Here is a 20,444-nt window from a genome sequence, read left to right as displayed (position 1 = left end):
TTTATATAATATTTATTTATATAACAAAACGTAGTCATCGTTATATGCAAAACCAGCCTGCCTCAGGTTCAGTCGCTGGCAGGCCCTACCCGGATTGCTCGTTCCCACGCTCTCGCGTGGGAATGCATACAGTAAGCATATAGTCATCGTTATATGCAAACCCAGCCTGTACCAGGTTCAGTCACTGACAGGCCCTACCAGGATCAACACCGATCCTCCTGTTAACTTACCAAGGATTCAACATGTCACTTCGTATTAATGATATTGCACCAAACTTCACGACCGACTCTACCGCCGGTGAATTAACCTTTCACGACTGGATGGGCGACAGCTACGCCATTCTGTTTTCACACCCCAAAGACTTTACCCCTGTTTGCACCACCGAATTCGGCGCAGTCGCCCGCCTGGCTGGGGATTTTGCCAAACGAAACACCAAGGTCATGGGTGTTTCGGTAGACAGCGTTGATGAGCACCACAAATGGAAGCGTGATATTGAAGCGGTTTGCGGCTCACCGGCCGACTTCCCCATCATTGACGACACGTCCCTGCAAGTAGCCAAGCTGTACAACATGCTGCCTGCCGACGCCTACCTGCCCGATGGCCGCACCCCCGCCGACAGCGCCACCGTACGTACTGTCTTTATTATTGGTCCAGACAAAAAAATCCGCCTGACCCTGGCTTACCCCATGTCTGTCGGCCGTAACTTTGCCGAGATTTTACGTGCCCTGGATGCCATCCAGGCAACCGATGGTGTGCCTGTGGCCACACCCGCCGACTGGCAACCTGGCGAAGACGTCATTGTGGCCTTAAGCCTTAACGATGAACAGGCCAAAGAAAAATTTGGCGAACTCGACATTAAACTGCCTTATTTGCGTTTTGCCAAGGCACCTGCCAAATAATTGTTTGCTGTTATTGCTTTAAACAGGCTTGATCAGGCCTGTTGATGGAACATTAAAAAACCGAGCCTGCAAAACAGGTTCGGTTTTTTTATATATAAATTTCCGTTGAAATATTATTTCAAGGCCCCACGACTTGCTTAATGCTGAATCCCCCAGCGCCGAATGGTAACCCTTTCCAGCGTTTTGAAAATCAGCCCTTCCACCAGGAGGCCCAGAATAATCACCATCGCCAGACCGGCAAAGACCTTATCGGTATTCAGTTCATTACGATTCTGGAAAATATACCAGCCCAAACCACCCTCTCCCGATGACGCACCAAACACCAGTTCGGCCGCAATCAGGGTACGCCAGGCAAAGGCCCAACCCACCTTCAGGCCAGACAAAATGGAAGGCAAGGCAGCGGGAATCAAAATATGCACGACGTAGCCAATGCCACTCAAGCCATAATTACGTCCGGCCATGCGCAAGGTAGCCGGCACCCCCTGAAAACCCGAAAACGTATTCAGGGCCAATGGCCACAACACGGAATGCACCAACACAAAAATCAGGCTGCCATTACCCAGGCCAAACCACATCAAGGCCAAAGGTAACAGGGCAATCGCCGGCAAGGGGTTGAACATGGCGGTAAAGGTGGACAGGATATCGCGCCCCAGCTGGGTTGAAACGGCTACAGTGGTTAGCACAAAGGCCAGCACAATCCCAAGGGCATAACCCTGCAATAGCACCCCTAGCGAGACACTGACTCGGTCAAGCAATTCCCCGTTGGCAATTCCTGCTACAAAAGCATCAAACGTTTGTAAAAACGTCGGTAACAGCAAATCATTATCGGTAACACGGGCAGCCACTTCCCAAACCAGTGCCAGCACCAGAAGAATACAGGTTTTACGGATGCCATCAATGTGCCACAACCTTTGTGCCAAAGACCGCTTTTTCTCAAGCACAATTTGGCTGTTTGTTTCATGATTAAAGGGTTTAAGATCAATTTCATATTCGGGACGAACAGGAGGTTCACCCGGCATAACGCCACTGGTTGCTTGGAATAAAGTACTCATAAAACTAGGCCTGCTCGTTGAATAATAAATGATGGATACGCTGGGCAGTCGCCTGAAACTCAGGACTACCCGCACTGTCCAGGGAAAACTGGTGACTGTTGATTTCCGCCTTGACCCTGCCTGGGTGCGGTGACAGCAAAAGGATACGGTTACCCAATACCAGGGCTTCCTCAATCGAATGCGTCACAAACATCAGGGTAAATTTGGTGTCTTCCCACAAGGCCAGCAACTCTTCCTGCATTTTGCGGCGGGTTAAGGCATCCAGCGCGGCAAAGGGCTCATCCATTAACAGAACTTTGGGTTCCATGGCCATCGCACGGGCAATGGCGACACGCTGCTTCATGCCACCCGACAGGGTATGCGGGTACGCATCAAAAAAACGGTTTAACCCCACCTTATGCAAATAATGTTCGGCCCGTTCTGCCGCTTCTTTTTTCCCCAGGGTACGGGAGGCCAGCAAAGCAAACATCACGTTTTGCTTAACCGTTTTCCACGGTGCCAGCTGGTCAAACTCCTGAAACACCACCACCCGGTCTGGCCCGGCCTTGCTAACCACCTTGCCGTCCAGTTCAATCGTGCCCGAATGGGGCGGCAAAAACCCCGCCACCGATTTCAGCAAACTGGATTTGCCGCAACCCGATGGCCCCAGCAAAATGAAGCGGTCAGACGGGTAAACATTGAAGCTCACATCATGGGTGGCGCGCACAATGCTTTTGTCGGTTGCATATTCCAGATGAACATTCTTGACAGCCAGCAGGGGTTCCATCGCAAAGTGTGGCGTTGTTTCTATGGCTGTACCAGGAACCGTTACGGTTGCAGCCAGCGACCCTTTTTCAACAAAATCCCGCTGCGCCTGAAATGGCAAGGTAAGACTGTGGCTCATACCCGTTAACTCCCTGATGCATTGTGTGCATCGTCAAAGAAATAATCCTGTGCCGATTGCGGTTTGTTCTTGATAGCGCCAATACGATGCATGAAATCAGCCAGCGTAAAGGTATTTTGGGGTGTCAGCTTGGCCTCAATATCGGGGTTTTTAATAATTTCCAGCAACAGATTGCGATCTAGGCTGCTGTTATTGATGCGCTGGTAAGCATCAGCAGCCCCTTCCGGATTGTTTTTGATATATTGGGCCGCCTCAGCCAGTGCGCCAATAAATGCCTTATAGGTCTTGGGGTTTTCCGTACGGTATTTTTCTGTTGCATATAGAACAGTTGCGGTAGAAGGTCCGCCCAGTACGTCATAGGCCTCCAGCACCACATGGGCATTAGGGTTACCGGCCAGTTCCTGATCATGGAATGGCGGTGTTGCGAAATGCGCATTGATTTCCGTACCTTCTTTTAAAATGGCGGCGGTTGCCTCGGGATGCGGTATGGTAACCGACAGTTTATCCAGCTTTTTATAGTTTTCATCCCCCCATTGTCTGGCCGCTGCCAGCTGCAGAATACGTGACTGCACGGAAACACCCGCATTGGGCAGGGCAATCCGGTCTTTTTCCGTAAAATCTTCTATGCTTTTTACATTGGGGTTGGTGCTGATCAGCTTATAGGGAAAATTGCCCAATGAAGCCACCCCCCGCACATTATGACGGCCTTTGGTTTTGTCCCAGATGGTTAACAGGGGTGCCACACCGGCACCGGCAATATCAATGGAATTTGACAGCAAGGCATCATTAATGGCCGCACCGCCCGACAGTTTAATCCACTCTGGCTTGATATCCAGCCCCTGTTCCCTGCCATGCTTTTCAATCAGCTTCTGGTCCTGGGCCACATGCAACAGCAAATAAACAATACCATGCTGCTCGGCAATACGGATCTGGCCTTCGGCATAGGCCACGCTCAAAGGCGCGATACTTAATAATGCCACCAGTGAAGCCAATAAGCGTTTTTTTGATTTTGCAAAAAACATATTCATGCCATAAACCTTTAATATTAAAATATTATTTTCTTATTAAGAATCATGCAGCCAGTGGACTGGTGCCCTCGACCGTAGTACGGTACATTTTGCGCGGCAAATGATCGGGCGTACCGGCAGCCAAGTGAATCACGGAACGGTTATCCCAAAAAACAAGATCATTGTCCTGCCATTTATGCACATACACATTTTGCGGTTTGATGCTGTGGGCAAACAATTGCACCAGCAGGTCATCACTTTCATCTTGCGGCAAACCAATAATGCGTGATGTAAAGTTTTCATTCACAAAAAGGGTATTAAGACCGGTATCCGGATGACGGGTAACAACCGGGTGCACCACCGGTTTCACCTCTTCCAGTTGCGCTGCTGTCAGCTTGGGACGCCATGATGAACGGGCCTGCAATTCGGCATATTTCTTGATATAAGTATGTTCCGCCTGCCTGCCTTCAACCGCATTTTTCAGGTGTGCCGGCAAGGTTTGCCAGGCCAGATGCATATCGGCAAAATGGGTGTCTCCACCTTCTTCGGGTAATTGACGCGCATACAGCAAGGAACCCAGGCTGGGAATTTCCTTGTATGACAAATCAGAATGCCAGAAAGCGCCCGCATCACCCAAACCGATTGGATTATTATTTTCTTTTATATTTGAAATAATTAAAATTTCAGGATAACCCTGCAACTGGAACTGGTTCAGAACATGAATTTGCAGAGGGCCAAACAAACGGCTGAAATTTATATGCTGTTGTGGCGTAATATCCTGCTCTCGAAAAACCAGTAAATGATGATCAAGAAAAGCCTGTTTAACCCGTAAAAAATCTTTATGGTTCAATACCCTGGAAAGATCAATATGCGTGATTTCAGCACCCAGTGCAGGTAATGCATTAACTGTAAAAGACTGGCCAATTTCATCATTAACCAGGTCATTGATTGTTTTCAGTGAAGCCGCCATAATAAAAAAACCTTATTTATAAAATGTATTTACATACACTATAAATAAGGTTTAATCGCAGGCAAAATACAAGAAAATCATTTAGATATTTTTGTATTAGCTTATATTTTGCGGTCATTGGATCACTGTTTTATTATCACCTTTAATTGATATTTTTTAATAGATTAAATTTAAATTATTCAGGGCAATTACCCGCCTTGCGAAAACCGGCTGTCCTGGCTTCTTTCCCAGTTTTACGTGCTACCGTAAAAAACCTCTTGCAGTGTCTTAAATTACTTGATCACTGCAGCATTAGAAACCTCATCTTCCACCCTAAAATGGCGCAGATCATCACAAACTGCGCCATTTTCCTGTTTAAATCTGGCGCAATTTAATAAATTGCGCCATAATTGCGCCATATAAATCCAGAATGGCGCCACAACACTATGTCATCCACAACAGATTTACTGAACAGCATCCGGGTATCCCCGAACGGATTGTCGCTGGCCGAACTGCTGACCATACACCCTGATATTGCCAGGCGAACAGCACAGCGTTTGATCGCAAAGCTGATCGATAGCGGCCAAATCACTGCAACAGGTAAAAGTCGGGCCCGTCGCTATTTCTATGCTGATACCCAGGCTGACAACAGTGTACTAATCACTAAAACAGATCGCTTCCCGCCTTTTATTCCCCTGTCTGCCGACAGCCAGGACATCCTTGCCTATATTGATCAGCCTGAGGAAGCACGCAAACCGGTAGGATATCAGCGGGATTTTCTGGACGCTTACCGCCCGAATGAAACCTGGTATTTGTCTGAGCCGCTACGTCGCCAATTACAAAAAATGGGCAGAACCACTGACGCTGACAAACCAGCGGGCACCTACAGCCGCGCCATTCTCAATAGATTACTGATCGACTTGTCATGGGCCTCAAGCCATCTGGAAGGCAATACTTACTCCCGACTTGACACACGCGAACTCATTGAACATGGCAAGGCCGCACGGGGCAAGGCTGCCATTGAGACGCAAATGATCCTGAATCATAAGACGGCGATTGAACTTCTCGTGGACAACATCGACAGCGCAAGGCTCAACCACTACACGTTAATGAATTTGCACAGTGCTTTGGCAGAAAACTTGCTGCCCAATCCTGCTGATGAAGGACGAATTCGCCAACATGCTGTCGATATCGGCAAAAGCGTTTATCGTCCGCTATCGATACCACAACAGATCGAAGATATGCTGGAAGAGCTTCTGGGCAAAGCCAATCAGATTAAAGACCCGTTTGAGCAATCCTTTTTCATGATGGTGCATTTACCCTACCTGCAACCCTTTGCCGACATCAACAAACGCACCTCACGGTTAGCCGCGAATTTGCCGCTGTTTCACGCAAACCTTTGTCCGCTGACTTTTCTGGATGTGCCTGAGCAAGCGTACAGCCGGGCCACCCTCGGCGTATACGAAATGACCCGCGTGGAACTGCTGCGTGACCTTTACGTTTGGGCCTACGAACGCTCTACACAGGAATATCTGGCGATCAAACAAGACCTGGCGGAACCCGACCCTCTTCGTTTGGCCTGGCGTGATTTAATCAAGCAGACCATCCGCGAAGTCATCACACATCCAGAACTTGAACCACTCTCCTGCATTCACCAAGCCGTGGCAAAACATGTGCCTGAAGATGAACAGGCAAGTGTCCAGGCACTGGCGGTCGAAGAGCTCCGCAGGATGCATGAGGGCGTGCTGGCGCGCTACGGTTTACGACCTTCCGAATACACAGCCTGGAAGACGGTCCACGGGCATTAACAAGCACAGAAGGCATAGTTATTTAGGGCAATTACCCGCCTTGCGAAAACCGGCTGCCCGGGCTTCTTTTTCGGTTTTAAAAGGCTGCACATTTTTAGGGCTCATCGCGGTATAGCCCGGGCAGTTGGATAAATGGTAAACCTTGGAGTTTTTGTTACCCCGCACGTCACCGTTTCCCACTTTAGGGCCTGTCTGGCTGGCAGCCCGCGCGGTTGTCTGCCCCTTGCGCCAAAGCCATGGCGCAACCGGATTGGCATCGGCCCACAAACCCTTGCGTGCTTTTTTGGCCTGGCTTTGCACGTCATACAGGCTTTTATCCTTGGCATAACTGTCGTACACCCAGGCCATGCCACGGTGCAGCTGCTCTGTATTGGCATCCACGCCATTACAGCTGACCCGCCCCACCACACGGCCATAACGGTCAATATCCTGCACCTGTACCACGGCATTCCTGCCACCGCATATCTGGATTAAAGACTCCTTTGAACGCTGCCCGAAAGCCTGTTTACTTTCTGGCGCATCAATCTCACCCAGGCGGATGCGTTTTTGGGTTTTATCATTTTGCAGAATGGTAAGGGTATCGCCATCGGCAATACTAACCACCTTGCCTTTCAGTTGTGAGGCCTGTGCCTGCCCTGCCAATGTATTCAATACAAGCGCGAATACAATCAAACTTTTTTTCATCTGTTGCTACTATTTTCCAGCTAAAGGGCCACCACTTATACCACAATTAATTCCCGCCGGGCTCCGTTTTCTTTCTGGCTTCCAGCATCGCCAGCACGGCACGCTGCCTGCGCATCTGACACAAACGGATCACCTCGCGTTTTTGCGGGTCGGAATACGTCTGCCAGTTAAAACGCTCTTCACGGCTGCGAAAGCAGCCTTTACAGTAACCCCTTGCATTGGCTTCACACACCCCAATGCAAGGGCTGGGAATTTCAAAGAACTCCAGTTGTTCCATATGAATTACAAACCACCCTGTGTCAATGTCATCGGGTCAAGCAGGCGTAGCAGCTCATCCCGCGGGATATCCGTCTGCTCGGCCGCCACGTCTACAATCGGACGCCCTTCTTTATAGGCCTGCTTGGCAATTTCCGCCGCTTTCAGATAACCAATGATCGGATTCAGCGCTGTCACCAGAATCGGGTTGCGGGCCAGAGCCTCTTGCAAACGGGCGTCATTCACCCTGAAGGTTTTAATACTCTTGTCAGCCAGCAAAACGGCAATATTGGCCAGAAGCTCAATGCTATTGAGCAAATTATGCGCAATCATGGGCAACATCACGTTCAATTCAAAATTGCCCGCCTGGCCGCCAACGGTAATGGCTGCATCATTGCCTATCACCTGTGCCGCCACCATGGCCGCCGCCTCGGGGATAACCGGATTGACCTTGCCCGGCATAATGGAAGAGCCAGGCTGCAAGGCCTCCAGCTCGATCTCGGCCAAACCGGCCAAGGGCCCGGAATTCATCCAGCGCAAGTCATTGGCAATCTTCATGATGGAAACGGCCGTTGTTTTCAACTGCCCCGACAGGGACACCGCAATATCCTGTGAACCGATGTGGGCAAAAAAGCTTTCCGCCGGCGTAAAGGCAAGCCCGGTCATTTCACTTAACTGACGGGTAAATTCGGCAGCAAACGCCGGATCGGCATTAATGCCCGTCCCCACTGCTGTCCCGCCCTGTGCCAGGCTGTGCAACAGGGGCTGGCTGGCTTTCAGCTGGCTAATATTCTGTTCGATTTGCACGGCCCAGCCGGTCAGGCTCTGGCTAAGGCGTACCGGCATGGCATCCATTAAATGCGTGCGGCCGGTTTTAACATACCGGTCTACCGTTGCCGCCTTGTCACGAATCACGGCAGCCAGGTGGACAAGCGCCGGCAGCAATTTTTTATCCAGCTCAATCGCGGCACTGATATGGATCGCGCTGGGAATAATGTCGTTGCTGCTTTGCCCGAAATTGATATGATCATTGGGACTGACCGCACTGCCATAAACCTGCGTTGCCAGGGTCGCCAGCACTTCATTGGCATTCATGTTGGTGCTGGTGCCCGAACCGGTCTGGTATACGTCAACGGGGAAATGTACCATGAAATCGTTGCCGGCCAACAATTCATTGACTGCGGTTTCAATGGCCTGGCCCATGGCTTCGGGCAGGTGCCCCAGCTTGACATTAGCCCTGGCCGCCGCCGCTTTGGCCGTTAACAGCGCGGCAATGAATGCCTTGGGCATGTGTTGTCCGCTTACCGGAAAATTATTAATGGCCCGCTGCGTTTGTGCCCCGTAAAGCGCCTTTTCAGGTACTTCAAGCTCACCCATGCTGTCCCGTTCAATGCGTATTGTCATCTCTGGTTCCTTAACATTTCATAGACCCGATCATGCTGCCAATCCATGCCTGTCACGGACTGATACTCGTTCATTATACGTCTCGCAGGCCGGTTTCCCTAAACATCCCCTGATACACTATGACCTTTTCCGCCCGGGGTTTCGGTTGCAACAGCGATACCCACCCGGCAGATACACTACAATTGGCTATCACACAAGTATATTGCCAGGAGACACGCATGCAAACCAAACTACATTATATTTACGACCCTTTATGTGGCTGGTGTTATGCCGCGGAAAGCCTGCTGGAAGCCGCCATGGCCTCGGGCAGTCGTTTATATGAGCTGGAATTGCATGCGGGCGGCCTGTTCCAGCGCATGCACATTCCTGCGGACAAACGTGACATGATCAGGCAGTCCGATGCCCGAATTGCCCAAATGACCGGCCAGGTTTTTGGCCCGGCCTATCTGAACGGACTGTTGGACAACCCGCACACCATTTTTGATTCCCTGCCCCCGATTGCCGCTATTCTTGCCGCAGAAAAACTGCAAAGAAAATATGCCCCGTTTATGCTCAAGGCTATTCAACATGCGCATTACCGCAGTGGCAAACCGATTGTACAGGTGGACGTGTTAACCGATATTGCCGAAACAATCGGACTGGATCGCCATGAGTTTGCCATGGCTTACGAAGAAATACTTTCAGGCCCCATACAACACCATATTGATGACACCTTAAGACTGATGCATTACGCAGGGGTGAACGGGTTCCCCGCCTTTGTGCTGCAAAAAGGTGATCGCCTGGAAAAACTGGAACACACCCAATACTATGGCCAACCCGAGGCGTTCAGGGATTTGCTGACAGACAAACTTGTCATGCCAGGGGCCTGAACAGGCTGATGCTCGGGCGTTGCTTATTCGGCAGGCATCTTGTGCCTGCCCAGCCACTTCAATTTCAGTTCACTCACCAACACGCCCAATAAAATCAACCCGGCTCCCAAAAATGCCAGGGCGGGCAAACGTTCACCATAAATACGGCCTATCACCCCCGCCCAAACGGGTTCTCCTGCGTAGATCAGGGTGGCCCGTGTGGCTGAAACATATTTTTGCGCCCAGTTCATGGTGACCTGGATAAATGCGCTTCCAAGACCCAGCACCAGGGTACACACCAACAGCAGCCACGAAAATGCAGGCACCGTTTCCCCCACGCCAGCCGACACAATAAAGGAAATCAGCGAGGTGACTGCCAGCTGCACAATCGTGACCCTGAACAGGTTGATGGTGCCGGCAAAACGGCTGATCAGGATAATTTCTACCGCAATGGCCAGCGCTCCCAGGGCCGTTAACAATTCCCCCTTGCCAATACCACCACTAAGGCCCTCGGGCCCGGCCAACAAAGCCAAACCGGCAAAAGCCAGAAAAATACCCAGCCAATTCATGACAGAAGGCTTTCTTTTCAGGAAAATCCATTGCAGCAGTGGCACTAACGGCACATACAGGGCCGTGATAAAGGCCGATTTGCTGCTGGGAATGGTTTGCAGGCCCACGGTTTGCAGACTGTAACCCAGAAAAATGCCAATCCCGATTAAAAACCCTGCCCATAATTCCTGGCGGGTGAGCCCTTTAAGCAGCTTAAAGCTCAGCATGCTCATGGCCAGGGCGGCACAACCAAACCGCAGCCCGACAAAAAAGAACGGCTCACTCACCGTAACCGCCAGCTGAACAATCAGAAAAGTCGCCCCCCAGAACACGGTCACCAACATCAGGGCAAGTTCCGGCTTTCCGAAAGAGTTTGAAGCAGGCTGGGTATTCATATTCATGATGGATGACTTACAATAAAAAATCCGCGCGAGGGACAGGAAGAAAATAAGCGCCCATCATAGCAGAATCCTGCCCAACCACAGCCCTCGTGATTGACATACCCAACCCACCTTCGGGAGCCCCATGAGCTATTGCGAATATGTTACCCGTTTACCCGCCCACCAACCCTCGGTTCACCGCGCTTACCATGACACCCAATACGGTTTCCCGCTGGATGATGACAATGAACTGTTTGGTCGGCTGATTCTTGAAATCAACCAGGCCGGGCTTAGCTGGAACACGATTTTGATGAAGCAGGATAATTTCCGGCAGGCCTATGACGGTTTCAGCATAGAAAAAATCGCTGCCTACCAGGACGCAGACCGGCAACGCCTGCTCAATGACGCGGGCATTATTCGCAACCGCCTGAAAGTAAACGCAGCGATTGAAAACGCCCGCACAATACTGGCACTGCAAAAAGAATTCGGCTCATTCCAGGCCTGGCTGAACCACCATCACCCTTTATCAAAAGAAGCGTGGACACGCCTTTTTAAAAAAACCTTCAAGTTTACCGGTGGGCAAATCGTCAATGAATTCCTGATGAGTACCGGTTATCTGCCCGGTGCCCATGATGCCGACTGCCCCGTTTACCAACGGGTACTGGCCAGCAAACCGGCCTGGCTGGACAACACGGGTCATCTACTTCCCGAATAAAAGTAGGGGCCATCACACCTGGCAACAAACCGCGTTTTAATCAATCCCGATATCCAGGCAAACAATTTGGCCACAATAGGTCTTGGCCTGCGCCTGTAAGTGCGCGGGCTTGTAAGCGGCAAAGGTATAGGTAATATCGGCCATAAAGGTGTTTTCAGCAGCCTGCCCGGTATCACAATTCAGGCCCGTGGGCATGTCCAGGGCAATCCGGGTACCTGACATTTGGTTCAGTGCCTTCATGCATTGCCCCACTTTATCGGGCAAAGCCCCTGAAAAGCCGGTTCCGAAAACGCCATCAAGCAATAAATCATAAGATTTTTGCTGCGAAACCTGCTGCAGGGCCATGATTTGCAAACGCTCGGATTGCGGCAAGCGCTGGCGATTCAGCTCAGCCAATTCAGATAATTGCTCCCCAAGCAGGAACACGATATCCACCTGCCAGCCCTGCTCGTGCAGGCAACGGGCAATGACCAGGCCATCGCCCCCGTTATTACCCTTGCCACACACCACAAGACAACGCCCAGGTAGCGGAAAGCGCTGCAAAATATCACTGGCCGCCGCGGTTCCGGCATTTTCCATTAATTGCTCAAAACTGGTACCGGCATCCACGGCTGCCTGTTCCCGTTCACGCATTTGTGCAGAGGTATAGATTTTCATTTTCAGGCCGCCGCCAAACGCCCCCAGTAACGGGCACGCAAGCGGTCATAAATCAGGTTATACACATAGGTATAAGGCAGGTAAAACATCACCAGCCCAACATCCAGAATAAGCGCTTCAACAAGACCCATATCCAGCCACCAGGCAATAAAGGGTATGGCCATCACCAGCAGGCCAAACTCGAATCCGGCCGCATGCATGCAGCGCATGAAGGTGTTCTTTACCCAGCCAAATTTCTTCAAAAGGCGATCAAAGAAGATGTTGTAAACCATATTCCACAACAGGGCCATTACCGCAATCACAACGGTAACCACCCCCATATCCACCATGGATTCACCCGAAATCCAGGCTGCCAAAGGTGCGCTAATGCCAATGGCCAGCACCTCAAAACAGAAAGCATGCAAAAACCGTTCAAGCACCGATTTGTCTTTTTCCAATTGCACAGCAAAAATCTCTTATTTAACGTTACGACGTACCAGTGTACTTTGCCCAAACAGGCTTTCCACCATATCCAACGCAATTTCCGCCGTTAAATTGCGCACATCCAGGGCCGGATTCAGTTCAACAATATCCAAAGAGGCCATCATTCCTGTATCGGCAATCATTTCCATGCATAACTGGGCCTCACGGTAATTGGGTCCACCCCTTACCGTTGTTCCCACACCCGGTGCGATATCCGGGTCAAGAAAGTCCACATCAAAACTGACATGTAAATGCGTATCCTGGTCCAGGCCATACAAGGCCTCTTGCATAGTCTGACGCATGCCGGTTTCATCGATATGACGCATATCGAAAACATCTATGCCCGCTTCATGGATGAAATGCTTTTCACCGGCATCAACACTGCGGATGCCAATCTGGCGGATCATGTCCGCATTAAGCGCAGGCCTGGTGCCCGACATATTGACGAGCGCCTCGGGGCCATAACCGAACAGGCAAGCCACCGGCATACCGTGGATATTGCCCGTGGGCGACAGCTCGGCAGTGTTGAAATCGGTATGGGCATCCAGCCACAATACCCGCAGCCGCTTTTGCTGTTCCCGGCAATAGCGGGCCACGGCACTGATGGAGCCCACACCCAGGCAATGATCGCCCCCCAGCATGACCGGCAAACGGCCTTCCTGCAGTTGGGCGTAAATGGCATCATGGGCCAGCCGGTTCCAGGCTACAACCTGCTCAAGATGGCGGTAACCATTGACGGGTGACTGCCAGGGATTGGCCGGACCGTGAATATTGCCACAATCGCGCACCTCAAGTCCCAGTTTCTCAAGGGACTGGGTAATGCCCGCCACCCGCAAGGCTTCCGGGCCCATGCTGGAACCACGATGGCCGGCACCCACATCGGTCGGTACGCCAATCAGGCTAAGCCGTTTATTTTGAATATCCACCACTTCATCTTCCTTAAGAATCCGTTGGCCTATTTTCTCACATCGCGCAGGGGCTGGCAAAAATCAATTGGCACACCCGCATTTATTTTGATAACATATCTGTGATCACAGATGTGTTATCAAAATAAATATAATTCGGAGACATGAATGAAGCTGAACGGAAAAAAAGTACTGGTCACGGCAGGCGCCAATGGCATTGGTCTTGCGATTGCAACGACTTTCAAGCAAAGAGGCGCCAATGTTTATGTGACGGATATCGATCCAGAAGCCTTAAGCCGTTTACAACAAAACCATCCCGACATTTACAGCAGCCAGTCTGATATTTCCAAAGAAGAAGACATCAGAAACATGATGGCGGCTGCCGAAAAAACACTCGGCGGCCTGGACATCCTGGTCAATAACGCAGGTATTGCCGGGCCTACCAAACCCGTTGAGCAGATCACCCGTGAAGAATGGGATAACACCCTTAATATCAATCTTACCGGGCAGTTCCTCTGCATCAAGTATGCCCTTCCCCTGCTACGCAAGGAAAAAAATGCCGCTATTATCAATCTCTCTTCTGCCGCTGGCAGGCTCGGCTTTGCCGGCCGCTCTCCCTATTCCGCCTCTAAATGGGCCGTTATCGGCTTGACACGATCCCTCGCCATTGAGCTGGGCCCGGAAAATATTCGGGTCAATGCCATTTGTCCGGGTGCCGTTGATGGCCCACGAATTCAACATGTCATCAGTGAGAAAGCCCGCATGCTGAACAAGCCCCATGAAGAAATTGAGAACCTGTATAAAGGACAATCTTCCATGCACTGTATGGTGACCGCACAGGATATCGCCCATCAGGCCCTGTTTCTGGCCAGTGACCTGAGTATGCATATTTCAGGACAAGCCCTGGCTGTGGATGGTCATACCGAAAAACTCTTCTAGACGTTGATATTGATTTGTTCTGGTTGAAAAAGTGATGGTTTTTCTTTGGAAATATACTCAAAGCTACTCAAAATATCTCCATGCAAGGCTGCTATGGCAGCTTTGCCATCGTGTGCCCTCAAGGCCTTGATCAGATTCTCGTGATGGATCACGGCTATTTTATCAGTGGTCCTTTGTGAACCCTGGCGCAAGTCGTAATTTAGCACTGGCCCTATCCGTAACCACAGGCTTTCTATCAATTTCAGCAGTACCGGCATCTGCGCGGCTTCATAAATCACGAAATGAAATTTCTGATTCAACAGGACCAAGGCCGATTTATTCTGGCCCGATGACGCCATCTCCTTGGCCAGCTGGTCATTAATTCGCGTAATTTTCCGAATCAGGTTTTCATCCGCATGTTGTGCCGCCGCCTCTACCGCCATCCCTTCCAACTGTAAACGGATTTTAGTAATTTCGGCAAAAACCTCCTGACTCAGCAAAGGAACCCTGACCGATTTGTTGGGTGCCACTTCCAGCGCATAATCGGCCACCAATTGGGCAATCGCCTGCCTGACAGGCATAACACTGACGCCCAGACTTTCTGCCGTCGTTCTCAAAGATAAATGCTCACCGGGCATTAATAGACCCGTCCAGAGCATTTCCTTAATCCGATTGAGAATATCTGTACTCAAAGTTTTGCGCGATGTTGTCATATCAGAAGCCATATCAGGGTAAATACTAAAATAAAAACTGTGATCACAGTTGTATAGTGTCGTTATGTTTTAAAAATGTTCGAAATTCATTTCAATGGTTCATCATAACCGAGGAGCAGGCATGAAAATAGTAACACTACCGTTCGTACTGGCATCAAGTATCCTTTGCACGACGGTTGCACAAGCCAATGGCATTTCCAATGATGCCATCCGCATTGGTTTTATTACCGATATGTCAGGCGTTTATGCCGATACGGACGGACCCGGTGGAGTGCTAGCCATCAAAATGGCCATTGAAGAGGCGGGTGGTAATATTAATGGAAAACCCATTGAATTACTAACCGCTGACCACCAGAACAGGGCCGATATCGCTGCGTCCAAAGCCCGGGAATGGATTGACCAGAACAAAGTGGATGTCATTATTGGCGGTACCAACTCCGCCACCACGATTGCCATGATGGGTGTCGCTGCAGAGAAAAAAGTGCCGGTCATTTCAGTAGGTGCTGGCGCAACCTCCATTACCAGCGAACATTGCACACCATACACCATTCATTATGCCTATAACACGCAAGCCACTGCCTATGGCGTTTCTTCCGCCGTACTGAAACAAGGGGGCAAAGATTGGTTCTTTATTACGTCAGACTATGCCTTCGGACATGCACTGCAAAAAACAGCCTCGGATGTTGTCAACACCTCCGGTGGAAAGTCAATGGGTAACGTGCTGGTCCCTTTAAATACTGCCGATTTTTCTTCCTATATGCTGCAGGCACAAACATCAGGGGCCAAAATTCTGGGCTTGGCCAATGCGGGCAATGATTTTATCGGTTCCATCAAGGCGGCACATGATTTTGGCGTCACCTCTTCCATGCGTATCGCCGGTTTACAGGTATATATCAGTGATGTTCATGCTCTGGGGCTGGATGCCACCCAAGGTATGTACCGCACCTCTCCCTGGTACTGGAATCAGGACGACGCTTCACGTACATGGTCCAAGAAATTCTATGAAAAACAAAAAACCATGCCTACCTTCAACCAGGCAGGCAACTACTCTGCCGTTTCCAACTACCTGAAAGCCGTCAACCAGACGGGTACTGATGATGGCGCCACCATCATGGGCTGGTTCAAATCCACACCGATTTCCGACATGTATATTAAAAACGGTAAAGTCAGGGAAAATGGCCTGATGGTACACGACATGTTTCTTCACGAAGTCAAGACACCTGCCGACTCCAAAGAACCGTGGGATTATTTCAATATCATCAGCACCATTCCCGGTGAAGAAGCCTTTGGCCCTGAAAGCATGTCTACCTGCAAACTAAAATCTGCATAGGCGAAACAACAATGATCAAAACAGCCATTATCGGAACCGGCCTGATTGGCCAGGCATGGGCCATTGTTTTTGCGCGGGCAGGATGCCAAACCATCCTGTGGGATGGTAATTATCAGGCAGCTCAGAAAGCGCTTGAACTCATTGCCCTGCAACTAGAAGATCTGCAACAAAATGGGCTGGTATCCGAACCGGCTGCTATTTTGCAAAACATTCGTGTGGTACAGCATCTGGATGAGGCACTGGAAGACGCCGAGTACGTTCAGGAAAATCTTCCCGAAAACCGTGATGTGAAGCGGGCCATTTATAAAGAAATGGATGCCCTGGCACCACCCGGAACGATCCTGGCCAGCTCCACATCCAGTATTCCGGCGTCTGAATTTACCCAAGACCTGAACGGACGCCATCGTTGTCTAGTTGCTCACCCAGTCAATCCGCCCTACCTGATTCCTGCCGTGGAAATTTGCGGTGCGCCATGGACTTCTGAACAGACCATCGCCAAAACCCGACAGATCATGAATCAGGTTAAGCAAAAACCCGTTGTCATCCATAAAGAACTGGAAGGTTTTATTCTGAATCGTCTGCAAGGTGCCCTGCTGCGTGAAGCTTATCGGCTGGTTGAACTGGGTTATGTCTCTGTTGAAGACCTTGATGTAACGATCAAAGACGGACTGGGCTTGCGCTGGGCTTTCATGGGCCCCTTTGAGACCATCGACCTTAACGCTCCAAATGGCATAAAAGAGTATTCGGAACGCTACGGCCCTCTTTTCCAGTCTATATCAAAAGAACAGACCTCTACCGAAAGCTGGTCGGAATCCCTGATCACAAAACTGGAAAACAGCCGCAGGGAACAACTGCCAAACGAGCAATTGCTACAACGCCGTTTATGGCGTGATAAGCAATTAATGGCCTTATTAAAGCACAAACAAAAACAGTCTCTTTAATTTATATTCAAATCAGGATTTCTCAAAATGTCGTCAAAAGTCATTATTACCTGCGCAGTTACAGGTGCCATTCACACCCCCAGCATGTCTGAACATCTACCGGTTACCGCAGATGAAATTGCCAACGCTGCCATTGCTGCTGCCGATGCCGGTGCCGCCATTCTTCACCTACATGCACGTGATCCCGAAAACGGCAAGCCCACTCAGGACCCGGATTATTTCCGTCCATTTCTATCGCAGATCAAAGAAAAAACCAATGCAATCATTAATATTACAACAGGTGGCAGCCCACACATGACGGTTGAAGAACGCATGCTACCCGCTACCACCTTCAAACCGGAATTGGCCTCACTCAATATGGGCTCCATGAATTTCGGCCTGTACACCATGCTGAACCGTTTTACCGAATTCAAACACGAATGGGAACGTCAGCATCTGGAAAACAGCCGTGATCTGGTCTTCAAGAATACATTTAATGATATTGAAACCATTTTACGTATCGGCAATGAAAACGGCACCCGTTTTGAGTTTGAATGCTATGACATCAGCCATCTGTATAACCTGGCTCATTTTATGGATCGCGGACTGGTCAAAACACCGCCGTTTATTCAATCAGTTTTTGGTTTACTGGGTGGTATCGGGCCCAATCCCGAAGATCTGATGCATATGCGCCGTACGGCTGACCGACTGTTTGGTAATAATTACCAATGGTCTATTCTAGGCGCTGGTCGCAACCAGATACCATTAGCCACCATTGGTGCCGCCATGGGTTCCAATGTACGTGTCGGGCTGGAAGATTCCCTATGGATTGCCCCTAAAAAGCTGGCCCAATCCAATGCTGACCAAGTCAAACAGATCAGAACTATTCTGGAAGCCCTGAACCTTGAAATTGCCACCCCAGCTGAAGCACGCCAGATATTGCAATTAAAGGGTGCCGATAATGTTAACTTCTAAGGCATGATGATTATGTTTAAACTTACCGGCCAAACGGCCTTCATTACCGGAGCATCCCGTGGCATTGGTTTTGCAGCAGCAAAAGCACTGGGGTTACAAGGCGCAAAGGTCATTATCAATGCCCGTAATCCAGAAAACCTGCAACAGGCCAAACAGGTACTGGAACAAGCGGGGATAGAAACCATTGCCGCTCCCTTTGATATCAGCAACCCACACGAAGCAGTCGCTCATCTGGAAAAAATTCTGGAGACCCATAAAATTGATATTTTCCTGGGCAATGCCGCCAGCCAGCACCGTCAAAATCTGCTGGACTATCCCCTGGAGAAATTTGAAGAAATCATTCAGGTCAATTTAACCTCACAATGGGCCATGGGGCGCCACCTTGCCCGCCATATGGTTGAAAACGGCCATGGCCGCATTATTTTCACCGGTTCAATCACCGCCCTCTCAGGACGCAAGGATGTCACCGCCTACTCCATTGCCAAGGCAGGCTTGCATGCCATGGTCAAGCAATGGTCGGTTGAACTGGGTAACGCCGGTGTTACCATTAATGCCATCGCCCCCGGTTATATTGCCACCGAATTTACGGAAAAACTGAAACAGGATACTGAATTCACGTCATGGCTACACCAACGGGTTCCCCAACAAAAATGGGGAAACCCCGAAAATGTAGCCGCTGCCGTTTGTTTCTTTGCCTCGCGTGAAGCCGATTTTATTACCGGACAAACGCTGGCCATTGATGGAGGGCTGTCATCGGCGCTTTAAGCGTTGCACCATCACAGATTGACATAATCCCCTCCCTAAAGGAGCAACACCAGCGCCTTGTTGTAGACGAACCAGCACGAGCCAGCGAAGCAGCGTATTTGCCGCTCCTGCTGGTCGTCGGGCATCAATTCGTACTTGTAGTCGAGCAGCAGCAAACCCCACACTGAAACCTAAAGACAAGGACGGCTACACCGCCCTCGCTATCCTTTACGTTTGGCAAAAGCCACCATAAAAAACACCCCAAACCCGGATATCGTTCCGGGCTTGGGGTGTCATTCCATTTTACCAAAGAGACAATGGTGTGACGCTTGAGCTCAAAAAGAACCCGATACCGTTTTTTTTATTTCACCCTGTTATTTGCCATGGTCAGGGCCAAATCCTCAATCATGTCTTCCTGACCGCCAACCGTGCCCCTGCGGCCAAGTTCAACCAGAATATCCCGGGCAGAAACACCGTATTTCTGCTCTGCCCGTTTGGCAAACAGCAGAAAAGAGGAATAAACACCCGCATAACCCAGCGTAAGCGCATCCCGGTCCACACGAATGGGTTGATCCATAATAGGCGTGACCAAATCCTCGGCCACATCCTGTGCCTTAAACAGGTCAATACCCGTAGGAATTTCCATCCGGTTCAATACCGCAACCAAAACCTCAAGTGGTGTATTGCCAGCCCCGGCACCCAAACCGGCCGAAGCGGCATCAATCCGTGTGGCACCGGCCTTGATGGCTGCCACCGAGTTGGCGACCCCCATGGCCATATTATGGTGGCCATGAAAGCCCAATTCTGTTTCCGGCCTTAAACCATCCCTTAACGCGGTAACCCGAGCAGTAACATCTTCCGGCAACATATAGCCAGCCGAGTCCGTTGCATAAATACAGTTGGCTCCATAAGATTCCATGAGCCTGGCTTGTTCCAGCAGTTTTTCAGGCGTGGCCATATGGGCCATCATGAGAAACCCTACCGTATCCAAGCCCATTTTTCGGGCAAAGCCAATATGTTGTTCAGAGACATCCGCCTCGGTACAATGCGTGGCCACGCGAATGGTTGAGACCCCTTTTTCACATGCCATTTTCAAATCATCAACCGTACCAATGCCGGGTAACAGCAAGGCTGAAATTTTTGCCTGTTTCATTAAGGGGATAACGGTTGACAGATATTCTTCATCGCTATGTGCCGGAAAACCATAATTGACAGAGCTGCCCCCCAAACCATCACCGTGAGTGACTTCAATAAGGGGAACACCCGCTTCATCAAGCGCACAGGCAATGGATTTCATCTGTTCTAAAGACATCTGATGCCGCTTGGGGTGCATCCCGTCACGCAGCGTCATGTCGTGAATCTTGATTTTTTTCATGTCGACCATTTT

23 protein-coding genes are annotated in these 20,444 nt (G+C 50.1%); 9 read left to right on the top strand and 14 right to left on the bottom strand.

Annotation, left to right across the window (positions count from 1 at the left end):
* The first annotated feature begins 242 nt into the window (after nt 1–242).
* Nucleotides 243–899 (top strand): peroxiredoxin, encoded by a 657-nt coding sequence (locus KU392_RS06100; protein WP_200233638.1) that lies wholly within the window; start codon nt 243–245, stop codon nt 897–899.
* 137 nt (nt 900–1,036) lie between these two features.
* On the opposite strand, the gene KU392_RS06095 is transcribed toward KU392_RS06100, so the two are convergent.
* From KU392_RS06095 to KU392_RS06080, 4 genes are all read right to left on the bottom strand, one after another.
* On the bottom strand, nt 1,037–1,951 hold the full coding sequence (locus KU392_RS06095; protein ID WP_246587339.1) for an ABC transporter permease: 915 nt from the start codon (nt 1,949–1,951) through the stop codon (nt 1,037–1,039).
* 4 nt (nt 1,952–1,955) lie between these two features.
* A complete protein-coding gene (locus KU392_RS06090; protein WP_246587356.1) occupies nt 1,956–2,717 on the bottom strand; it encodes an ABC transporter ATP-binding protein in 762 nt (253 codons plus the stop codon).
* A gap of 122 nt (nt 2,718–2,839) precedes the next feature.
* Nucleotides 2,840–3,862, bottom strand: coding sequence for an ABC transporter substrate-binding protein (locus KU392_RS06085; protein ID WP_217734867.1), 1,023 nt, complete (start codon nt 3,860–3,862; stop codon nt 2,840–2,842).
* 43 nt (nt 3,863–3,905) lie between these two features.
* Complete coding sequence (locus tag KU392_RS06080) at nt 3,906–4,811, bottom strand: TauD/TfdA dioxygenase family protein (protein WP_217734866.1); 906 nt, start codon at nt 4,809–4,811, stop codon at nt 3,906–3,908.
* Nucleotides 4,812–5,236: 425 nt separating this feature from the next.
* On the opposite strand from KU392_RS06080, the gene KU392_RS06075 reads away from it, so the two are divergent.
* The gene (locus tag KU392_RS06075) at nt 5,237–6,598 is read left to right on the top strand and encodes a Fic family protein (RefSeq protein WP_217734865.1); all 1,362 of its coding nucleotides are present in this window, start codon (nt 5,237–5,239) and stop codon (nt 6,596–6,598) included.
* Between the two features lie 18 nt (nt 6,599–6,616).
* Here KU392_RS06075 and KU392_RS06070 read toward each other — a convergent pair whose 3' ends face one another.
* Genes KU392_RS06070 through KU392_RS06060 form a run of 3 tightly spaced genes read right to left on the bottom strand, consistent with a single transcriptional unit; the run spans nt 6,617 to nt 8,941 of the window.
* Nucleotides 6,617–7,282 (bottom strand): thermonuclease family protein, encoded by a 666-nt coding sequence (locus KU392_RS06070; RefSeq protein WP_217734864.1) that lies wholly within the window; start codon nt 7,280–7,282, stop codon nt 6,617–6,619.
* A 46-nt stretch (nt 7,283–7,328) separates the two neighbouring features.
* Nucleotides 7,329–7,559 (bottom strand): DUF1289 domain-containing protein, encoded by a 231-nt coding sequence (locus tag KU392_RS06065; RefSeq protein WP_217734863.1) that lies wholly within the window; start codon nt 7,557–7,559, stop codon nt 7,329–7,331.
* 5 nt (nt 7,560–7,564) lie between these two features.
* On the bottom strand, nt 7,565–8,941 hold the full coding sequence (locus KU392_RS06060; protein ID WP_217734862.1) for a class II fumarate hydratase: 1,377 nt from the start codon (nt 8,939–8,941) through the stop codon (nt 7,565–7,567).
* Nucleotides 8,942–9,159: 218 nt separating this feature from the next.
* On the opposite strand from KU392_RS06060, the gene KU392_RS06055 reads away from it, so the two are divergent.
* A complete protein-coding gene (locus KU392_RS06055; RefSeq protein ID WP_217734861.1) occupies nt 9,160–9,810 on the top strand; it encodes a DsbA family protein in 651 nt (216 codons plus the stop codon).
* A gap of 23 nt (nt 9,811–9,833) precedes the next feature.
* Here the strand turns inward: KU392_RS06055 and KU392_RS06050 are convergent, their stop codons facing one another.
* Entirely contained in the window at nt 9,834–10,739 is a 906-nt protein-coding gene (locus KU392_RS06050; RefSeq protein WP_343212411.1) for a DMT family transporter, read from the bottom strand.
* A gap of 124 nt (nt 10,740–10,863) precedes the next feature.
* On the opposite strand from KU392_RS06050, the gene KU392_RS06045 reads away from it, so the two are divergent.
* Entirely contained in the window at nt 10,864–11,433 is a 570-nt protein-coding gene (locus KU392_RS06045) for a DNA-3-methyladenine glycosylase I (protein WP_217734860.1), read from the top strand.
* Nucleotides 11,434–11,469: 36 nt separating this feature from the next.
* Here KU392_RS06045 and KU392_RS06040 read toward each other — a convergent pair whose 3' ends face one another.
* The 3 genes from KU392_RS06040 to rocF are packed head-to-tail and all read right to left on the bottom strand — an operon-like array spanning nt 11,470 to nt 13,481.
* Nucleotides 11,470–12,090, bottom strand: a complete 621-nt coding sequence (locus KU392_RS06040) for an NAD(P)H-hydrate epimerase (RefSeq protein WP_217734859.1) — start codon at nt 12,088–12,090, stop codon at nt 11,470–11,472.
* 2 nt (nt 12,091–12,092) lie between these two features.
* A complete protein-coding gene (locus tag KU392_RS06035; RefSeq protein WP_343212410.1) occupies nt 12,093–12,533 on the bottom strand; it encodes a multidrug/biocide efflux PACE transporter in 441 nt (146 codons plus the stop codon).
* A 12-nt stretch (nt 12,534–12,545) separates the two neighbouring features.
* On the bottom strand, nt 12,546–13,481 hold the full coding sequence (gene rocF / locus KU392_RS06030) for an arginase (RefSeq protein ID WP_217734858.1): 936 nt from the start codon (nt 13,479–13,481) through the stop codon (nt 12,546–12,548).
* A gap of 144 nt (nt 13,482–13,625) precedes the next feature.
* Here rocF and KU392_RS06025 point away from each other — a divergent pair, with 144 nt between their 5' ends.
* Nucleotides 13,626–14,396 (top strand): SDR family oxidoreductase, encoded by a 771-nt coding sequence (locus tag KU392_RS06025; protein ID WP_169295645.1) that lies wholly within the window; start codon nt 13,626–13,628, stop codon nt 14,394–14,396.
* Here KU392_RS06025 and KU392_RS06020 read toward each other — a convergent pair.
* Entirely contained in the window at nt 14,393–15,088 is a 696-nt protein-coding gene (locus KU392_RS06020; RefSeq protein WP_246587338.1) for a GntR family transcriptional regulator, read from the bottom strand. The genes KU392_RS06025 and KU392_RS06020 overlap by 4 nt on opposite strands.
* Nucleotides 15,089–15,209: 121 nt before the next feature.
* Here KU392_RS06020 and KU392_RS06015 point away from each other — a divergent pair, with 121 nt between their 5' ends.
* From KU392_RS06015 to KU392_RS06000, 4 genes are read left to right on the top strand one after another with little or no spacing between them, the layout of a single operon-like run.
* Nucleotides 15,210–16,418: an ABC transporter substrate-binding protein gene (locus tag KU392_RS06015; RefSeq protein WP_217734857.1), complete on the top strand. Its 1,209-nt coding sequence runs from the start codon at nt 15,210–15,212 to the stop codon at nt 16,416–16,418.
* 11 nt (nt 16,419–16,429) lie between these two features.
* On the top strand, nt 16,430–17,359 hold the full coding sequence (locus tag KU392_RS06010; protein WP_200233612.1) for a 3-hydroxyacyl-CoA dehydrogenase: 930 nt from the start codon (nt 16,430–16,432) through the stop codon (nt 17,357–17,359).
* Between the two features lie 27 nt (nt 17,360–17,386).
* Nucleotides 17,387–18,313, top strand: coding sequence for a 3,5-dioxohexanoate:acetyl-CoA acetone transferase (gene kce, locus KU392_RS06005; RefSeq protein WP_169295649.1), 927 nt, complete (start codon nt 17,387–17,389; stop codon nt 18,311–18,313).
* Nucleotides 18,314–18,325: 12 nt separating this feature from the next.
* Complete coding sequence (locus tag KU392_RS06000; protein ID WP_169295650.1) at nt 18,326–19,078, top strand: SDR family NAD(P)-dependent oxidoreductase; 753 nt, start codon at nt 18,326–18,328, stop codon at nt 19,076–19,078.
* 35 nt (nt 19,079–19,113) lie between these two features.
* Here the strand turns inward: KU392_RS06000 and KU392_RS05995 are convergent, their stop codons facing one another.
* Nucleotides 19,114–19,242 (bottom strand): helix-turn-helix domain-containing protein, encoded by a 129-nt coding sequence (locus KU392_RS05995; protein WP_329610620.1) that lies wholly within the window; start codon nt 19,240–19,242, stop codon nt 19,114–19,116.
* Between the two features lie 176 nt (nt 19,243–19,418).
* Nucleotides 19,419–20,441: a 4-hydroxy-2-oxovalerate aldolase gene (dmpG, locus tag KU392_RS05990; protein ID WP_217734856.1), complete on the bottom strand. Its 1,023-nt coding sequence runs from the start codon at nt 20,439–20,441 to the stop codon at nt 19,419–19,421.
* Nucleotides 20,442–20,444 lie beyond the last annotated feature (3 nt).

This window comes from Advenella alkanexedens, from assembly GCF_019132845.1.
Classification (GTDB): Bacteria; Pseudomonadota; Gammaproteobacteria; order Burkholderiales; family Burkholderiaceae_B; genus Advenella; species Advenella alkanexedens.
This window is presented reverse-complemented; position numbering and strand designations above follow the sequence as displayed.